The 2,354-nt window shown below is 71.1% G+C and carries 2 protein-coding genes; both read right to left on the bottom strand.

What is annotated here, in order from left to right; all coding sequences use genetic code 11:
• Positions 1-1,149: ornithine--oxo-acid transaminase (gene rocD, locus KBX53_RS29945; protein ID WP_210863023.1), on the bottom strand; the 1,149-nt coding region annotated here is incomplete at its 3' end.
• The gene (gene ddaH, locus KBX53_RS29940) at positions 1,149-1,964 is read right to left on the bottom strand and encodes a dimethylargininase (RefSeq protein ID WP_030333058.1); all 816 of its coding nucleotides are present in this window, start codon (positions 1,962-1,964) and stop codon (positions 1,149-1,151) included. The genes rocD and ddaH, both read right to left, overlap by 1 nt.
• Positions 1,965-2,354: the final 390 nt, after the last annotated feature.

Genomic DNA, 2,354 nt, shown 5'->3' with positions numbered 1-2,354 from the left:
CGGTGGGGCGAGCCGGATGGTGGAGCCGTGGGTGTCCTTGGCGAGGATTCCGCGCGCCATCAGTCGCTCGCACGCCTCCCGGCCGCTCATCAGCGCCGGGTCGATGTCCAGACCGGCCCACAGGCCACGGACGCGTACCCCGACCAGGCCCTTGCCGACCAGCCCTTCCAGGCCGGCCCGCAACCGCTCACCCAGCTCGGCCGAGCGGCGCTGGAACTCGCCGGTGGCCAGCAGCCGGACCACCTCGACCGCCACCGCGCAGGCGAGCGGGTTGCCGCCGAAGGTGGAGCCGTGCTGGCCCGGCTTGAGCACGCCGAGCACGTCCGCGTTCGCGGCCACTGCGGACACCGGCACGATGCCACCGCCCAGTGCCTTGCCCAGCAGGTACATGTCGGGCACGACGCCCTCGTGGTCACAGGCGAAGGTCGCGCCGGTACGCCCCAGACCGGACTGGATCTCGTCGGCGATGAACAGCACGTCGCGCTCGGTGCAGACCTGCCGTACGCCGGGCAGGTAGCCCTCCGGCGGCACCACCACACCCTGCTCACCCTGGATCGGCTCCAGCAGCACTGCCACCGTGTTCTCGTCGATCGCGGCGGTCAGCGCGTCCAGGTCGCCGTACGGCACGACAGTGAAGCCCGGGGTGTACGGCCCGAAGTCGGCGCGGGCGTCCTCGTCGGTGGAGAAGCTGACGATGGTGGTGGTCCGCCCATGGAAGTTGCCCTCGGCGACCACGATGTTGGCCTGCCCGGGGGCCACGCCCTTGACCTGGTAGCCCCACTTGCGGGCCACCTTGATGCCGGTCTCCACCGCCTCGGCGCCGGTGTTCATCGGCAGCACGAGGTCCTTGCCGCACAGCTCGGCCAGCTCCCGGCAGAAGTCGGCGAACTGGTCGTGGATGAACGCCCGGCTGGTCAGCGTGAGCCGGTCCAGCTGGGCGTGCGCGGCGGCGATCAGCTGCGGATGCCGGTGACCGAAGTTCAGCGCGGAGTAGCCGGCCAGGCAGTCCAGGTAGCGCTTGCCGTCCACGTCGGTGAGCCACGCGCCCTCGGCGGACGAGATCACCACCGGCAGCGGGTGGTAGTTGTGCGCCGTCCAGCGCTCGGCGTCCCGGACCGCTCCCGGCGTCCGCAGGATGTCATCCACTATCACTTGCTTGCCTTTCCCTGACGGAGTCGCAGCGTGCAGCACTTCGGTCCGCCGCCGGCCTTACGCAGCTCGGACAGGTCGACACCGATGGTTTCGTAGCCCCGGTCGCGCAGCTTGGCGGCCAGGTCGGTGGCCTGCGCGGGCAGCACCACGTGCCGCCCGTCGCTGACCGCGTTCAGCCCCAGCACCTCGGCGTCGGCCATGGTGGCGTGCACCGCGTCGGGGAAGAGCCGGCGCAGCACCGCCCGGCTGCCCGGGGAGAACGCCTCGGGCAGGTACGCCACGGTCCGCTCGTCGAGCACCGTCAGCGCGGTGTCCAGGTGGTAGAAGCGCGGGTCGACCAGTTGCATGGTGATCACCGGGTAGCCGAAGACCTCCTGCAACTGGGCGTGTGCGGCGTGTGCCGTGCGGAAGCCGGTGCCGGCGAGCAGGTGGTCACCGGCCAGCAGGACGTCGCCCTCGCCCTCGTTGACGTGCTTCGGGTCGTACATCTCGAAGCCGGCGGCCTCGAACCAGGCCCGGTACGCCGGCGCCTCGTCGGCGCGCTGCGGGTCACGGAACTGCACCGCCATCGCCTTGCCGTCGATCACGGTGCCGCCGTTGGCGGCGAAGACCATGTCGGGCAGGCCGGGCACCGGAGTGATCTCCTCGACGGTGTGGCCCAGGTCACGGTACGTCTGGCGCAGCTGCTCCCACTGCCGGACGGCCAGCGCGGCGTCGACCGGCGCGCTCGGGTCCATCCAGGGGTTGATGGCGTAGTCGACGGCGAAGTACGTCGGCCGGCACATCAACAGGCGCTGGCTGGTGGCGTCCATCGTCATTGTCCTGCTCCCAGGGGTCGGGCGCGCCCGGCCACCGTGGCCCACGGGCTGGCGCCGTGACTCAACGTTATGCGGCGTCAGCGGCAGGATCCACCACCGAGAGTTGCGCAGACCGAAGATTCGTTGCGTCTGGGCGGTTCCCGGATGTGATTCGTTGCGTCACGACGGCGTCCGTCGGAAATCGCGCTTCCGGCCACCCAACGCCGGGCCGCTCACCCATCCGGCGGCGTCGCTGCGCCGGGGAAGTCGTCGTCGTCCCTGTCGAGGGACTGTCAACCCCCGGACACACTTCAGGGGCGGCGAACCGCCGCCCCTGAAAGGGTGTCGCCCGGCCGGTGAACCACCGGACTGGTCGGGCTGCCGGCGAACCGCCGGCTGTTCGCC

This window comes from Micromonospora sp. M51 (assembly GCF_018070305.1).
Classification (GTDB): domain Bacteria; phylum Actinomycetota; class Actinomycetes; order Mycobacteriales; family Micromonosporaceae; genus Micromonospora; species Micromonospora parva.
The sequence above is the reverse complement of the archived record's forward strand: the minus strand, read 5'-3'. Positions and strand labels throughout refer to the sequence as shown.